The organism is Nonomuraea lactucae, assembly GCF_003313395.1.
GTDB classification, from domain to species: Bacteria; Actinomycetota; Actinomycetes; order Streptosporangiales; family Streptosporangiaceae; genus Nonomuraea; species Nonomuraea lactucae.
Map to the genome: position 1 here is coordinate 1 of NZ_QNFZ01000746.1, position 4068 is coordinate 4068.

Sequence of the window (4068 nt, forward strand, 5' to 3'; positions counted from 1 at the left end):
GCCGCCACTCCCGGGACGCCGCCCGGCGCGCCCCCCGGAGAGCCTCCGGCGGCGCCGCCCGTGGTGTCGCGCCCGGTGCCGGTGCCGCCCGCCACGTCCTGCGGCCTGGGTGAACGCAGGTGACCGGGCGGCCTGTCGTCGGTCACGGCCGACACTGGGATGGAGCGGACCGTCGGCCAGACGGAGACATGGTTCGCAGCTTCAGTCATGGGCACACGCCTACCCGGGAGCCGCCACGCCTATCAGCCCGGCCGGTCCACCGTCAGGAGAGCTGCACCACGGCCCGCGCCTTGGACAGCACCCGGGCGTCGCCCGACCTGGCCGTGAGGCCCACGACCACCCGCTTGTCCTCCAGCTTCTGCTCCACCACGCCACTGACCGTGATGGTGGCCCCCTGGTCGTCGTCGGGCACGACCACCATCGACGAGAAGCGCACCCCGTAGTCCACGAGGGCTCCCGGATCCCCCACCCAGTCGGTGACGAACCGGCCTCCCTGCGCCATCGTGTACATCCCGTGCGCGATGACGTCGGGCAGCCCGACCGCCGTGGCGAAGCGCTCGTTCCAGTGGATGGGATTGAAGTCGCCGGACGCGCCCGCGTACATCACCAGGTTGACCCGGCGCACGGAGTAGTCCGCGGCGGGGATCTCCTGGCCGACCTCGACCTCGTCGTACTTCACCGTGGCGGTCATCAGGCTGCCCCTCCGCGCTCCACGATCGTGTTGTAGGTGGTGCAGACCGGCTCACCGGCCACGGTGGTGATGTCGCTCCGCACCGTCAGCAGCTCGTTGCGCCCGGCGCTGCGGATGTCGGTGATCGTCGAACTGGTGATCAGCTCGTCTCCGGCGTAGATCGGCCGGTTGTACTCGAACCTCTGCTCGCCGTGCACGACCATGGCGAGGTTCAGTCCGAGGTCGGGGTCGGCCAGCGCCTCACCGCCGCTCTGCAGGCTGAACGCGATGGGGAAGGTGGGCGGGGCGACCACATCGGGATGTCCGGCGGCCTGGGCGGCCCCCCTGTCCCGGTAGATCGGGTTGCCGTCGCCGATCGCCGCGGCGAACTCCTTGATCTTCACCCGGCTGACCTCGTACGGGGCACTGGAGGGGAAGGTCCGTCCAACGAAGTCGCGGTTCAAGGCCATAGGTGCTCCCTCGCATAGCCTGCGCCGTTCAGCCCGACGCTAACAGAACAACGTTCGGCTGTCTCCGGGTATGGTCGCGATTTTGCCCGCTGGAGCAGGGGGAGCCACCACGGCCGCGGGCGTCAGCGGGCGTCGGCGGCGGTCGTGGAGCGCGAGCCGGCAGGTGGGTCGGAAACACGACAAACCGGCGCCCTCGACGGAGGCGCCGGTTGTGCGATATGGAGCCAGGCAGCGCTGCCCGGCGAAACCGCGCTCGGAGAAGAGCTAGCGCGTCTCGCGGTGCGCACGGTGCGTGCGGCAGTTGGGGCAGTATTTCTTCAGCTCAAGCCGATCCGGGTCGTTGCGCCGGTTCTTCCGCGTGATGTAGTTGCGGTGCTTGCACTCCTGGCAGGCCAGCGTGATCTTCGGCCTAACGTCGGTGGCAGCCACGTGGGAGTGCCTTTCTACGTTTGGGACTGGGACATGCCCGCGCCCAGATCGTCGACCTGGGAAGGGGCAGTAGCGGAGGCCGGACTTGAACCGGCGACACAACGATTATGAGCCGTTTGCTCTGCCTGACTGAGCTACTCCGCCTTTGGGCCGGATGGAAACGAACCGGCCCCGTAGAGGATACCCGACCTGGGGAGCACTTCTGCACTTCGCCTGATCGGGTGGGGTGCTCCCATTATGCCTCAAGAGCACCTGATCACCGACTTCAACGACAAGAGCCCCACCTGGCATTCCCGGTGAGGCCCGTTCCGAACTGGAGCCCCCAAACGGAATCGAACCGTTGACCTTCTCCTTACCATGGAGACGCTCTGCCGACTGAGCTATAGGGGCCTGTCCGTCGCCGCGGACAGGTGTAACCATACACGCCGCCCAGCGATGACGCGAACTCGTTCGGCGCGCTATCCGACGGCCTCGTACCCCCGCCGCGCGGGCATGGCGATCACCTCGCACAGGTCGGCGAGGTCCACCAGGCGGGCCACCTCCGCGACGGACGCGCAGTCGGCCACGAACGCCCCGTGGCGGCTCACCCTGAGCACCTGACGCCCCTCGTGGCGGGCGGGAACGATCTCGAACCCGCCGGGGCCGACCCATCGCCTGTCCATAGCGGCACAGAGTACGCCTCGGGTCTCTCAATTTTCTGGACACGACACGCGTTACACCCATACCAGGCGGGCATCAGAGCCGGAAGAAGCCGGCGAAGCCCTTCACCCGGTCGATGCGGTCCACCCGCACCGCGGCCCCGGTCTCGGGCGCGTTCACCATCTTCCCGTCACCGAGATAGATCCCCACATGATGTGTACGCAGCCGACTTCTGGTGACCTTCCCGAAGAACACGAGATCGCCGGGGATGGCCGAGCGGACCCGCCGAAGCTTGCGCACGTGGTCGTCGGTGTTGCCCGGCCCGAGCACGTCCGTCCCGTGGGCCAGCGCGTACACCCATCGGGTGAACCCCGAGCAGTCGAGCCCCCTGGTCCTGGCCGCCGGGCAGGGTTTGATCTTTCCCGTGTAGCCCAGGCAGGTCCCCTTCGAGGGGCCCGGATCCTCGCCGTGCCCGCCGCCCCACGAGTACACGATCCCGCGCTGCTCGATCGCGAGCGCGATGGTGACGACCTTCGGCAGCACGTACGGCCGTAACGGCACGGACGCGGTGGCCACCAGCAGAAGCAGGACAGCCACCCAGACCAGCCGGCGCCTTCCCCGCACCCGCCTGCTCCCCTCGCTCCGACAGGACCCCCTAGGACAAATCCTGCCTTATCGCGTTATCGGGCGCGGAGGTTCAATTGTGCGGACCCGGCCGTGAAGCGCATACCCACCTCACCGGCCCCGCTTCGCCGGGGGCCTCGACCACGCGCTGCCCGCCGTACACAGGCCCGGAGACGCGGGCCCGTGTCGGCGCCCCTGACCCGGTAGCACGCAGCGTGCGACGAAATTTTCGCCGGAAAGGGGAAAGGCGCATTTCAGCCACCATGAATCGCCCCGTACGGCCCATCGCCCCGCACCGCGTTTTCGCAGGTAGGAGCCGTTCATGAAGACGACATTCGCGTTTGCCAGACCGCGTTTCCCCGGTTCAAGATGGCTCCGATCCTCAACCCGCGCCCCGCCTGGGGCTCTCTTCGCCATGCCCGGAGGAGAAAGGCCATGATCCACGCCCGGGGACTCACCCGAGTGTTCAAGCTGAAGAAGAACGAGACCGTCGAGGCCGTACGCGGCATCGACCTCGATGTGGAGGCCGGCCAACTGGTCGCGTTCCTGGGCCCGAACGGCGCCGGCAAGTCGACCAGCCTGCGCATGCTCACCACCCTGCTGCCGCCCTCGTCCGGCACCGCCGTCGTGGCCGGCCACGACGTGGCGCGCGACCCCGCGAAGGTGCGGGCCCGCATCGGCTACGTGGGCCAGAAGAACGGCGCCGGCGAGAACTTCCGGGTCCGCGACGAGCTCGTCACCCAGGGCCGCTGTTACGGCCTGACCGGCTCCGAGGCGGGCAGCCGCGCCGACGAGCTCCTCGACCTGCTCGACCTGCGCGCGATGGCGCGCCGCAAGCCGGGCACGCTGTCGGGCGGCCAGCGCCGCCGCCTCGACATCGCCCTCGGCCTCGTCCACCGGCCTCCCCTGCTCTTCCTCGACGAGCCCTCGACAGGCCTCGACCCCAAGAGCCGCGCCGACATCTGGGCCCACATCCTGCGGCTGCGCGAGGCGTACGGCACGACGCTCTTCCTGACCACCCACTATCTGGAGGAGGCCGACAGCATGGCCGAGCGGGTGGTGATCATCGACAACGGCCGGATCATCGCCGACGGCACGGCCGACCAGCTCAAGAACGACCTGGCCGGCGACCACATCACGATCACCACCCGCACCGAGCACGAGGCCGCCGCCGCGGCGGCCCGCGCGACCACCGCGACGGCCGAGGGCACGACCGTGCGGCTGCGCGCGGCCAAC

The 4068-nt window shown here is 69.1% G+C and carries 6 protein-coding genes and 2 tRNA genes; 1 reads left to right on the top strand and 7 read right to left on the bottom strand.

The features are described from left to right. Nucleotides 1-262: 262 nt before the first annotated feature. From DQW85_RS26530 to DQW85_RS26560, 7 genes are all read right to left on the bottom strand, one after another. On the bottom strand, nucleotides 263-691 hold the full coding sequence (locus DQW85_RS26530; RefSeq protein ID WP_113702659.1) for a MaoC family dehydratase: 429 nt from the start codon (nucleotides 689-691) through the stop codon (nucleotides 263-265). Next, complete coding sequence (locus DQW85_RS26535; protein WP_113702660.1) at nucleotides 691-1140, bottom strand: MaoC family dehydratase N-terminal domain-containing protein; 450 nt, start codon at nucleotides 1138-1140, stop codon at nucleotides 691-693. Before DQW85_RS26535 ends, DQW85_RS26530 begins: the two co-directional genes overlap by 1 nt. Nucleotides 1141-1404: 264 nt before the next feature. Next, a complete protein-coding gene (gene rpmG / locus DQW85_RS26540; protein WP_101786011.1) occupies nucleotides 1405-1569 on the bottom strand; it encodes a 50S ribosomal protein L33 in 165 nt (54 codons plus the stop codon). Between the two features lie 70 nt (nucleotides 1570-1639). Continuing rightward, a tRNA-Met gene (locus DQW85_RS26545) sits at nucleotides 1640-1713 on the bottom strand. A gap of 170 nt (nucleotides 1714-1883) precedes the next feature. Continuing rightward, nucleotides 1884-1959, bottom strand: a tRNA-Thr gene (locus DQW85_RS26550). 68 nt (nucleotides 1960-2027) lie between these two features. After that, entirely contained in the window at nucleotides 2028-2231 is a 204-nt protein-coding gene (locus DQW85_RS26555; RefSeq protein WP_113702661.1) for a transposase, read from the bottom strand. Between the two features lie 73 nt (nucleotides 2232-2304). Beyond that, a complete protein-coding gene (locus DQW85_RS26560; protein WP_240197440.1) occupies nucleotides 2305-2805 on the bottom strand; it encodes a C40 family peptidase in 501 nt (166 codons plus the stop codon). A 462-nt stretch (nucleotides 2806-3267) separates the two neighbouring features. Here DQW85_RS26560 and DQW85_RS26565 point away from each other — a divergent pair. Beyond that, nucleotides 3268-4068 (top strand): ABC transporter ATP-binding protein (locus tag DQW85_RS26565; RefSeq protein WP_113702662.1); only part of this gene is annotated, 801 nt, incomplete at its 3' end.

Excerpts from the sequence above, each read along its gene's own strand:
- DQW85_RS26530 (WP_113702659.1), bottom strand. The coding sequence starts at position 691 with ATGACCGCCACGGTGAAGTACGACGAGGTCGAGGTCGGCCAGGAGATC.
- DQW85_RS26535 (WP_113702660.1), bottom strand. The coding sequence starts at position 1,140 with ATGGCCTTGAACCGCGACTTCGTTGGACGGACCTTCCCCTCCAGTGCC.
- DQW85_RS26555 (WP_113702661.1), bottom strand. The coding sequence starts at position 2,231 with ATGGACAGGCGATGGGTCGGCCCCGGCGGGTTCGAGATCGTTCCCGCC.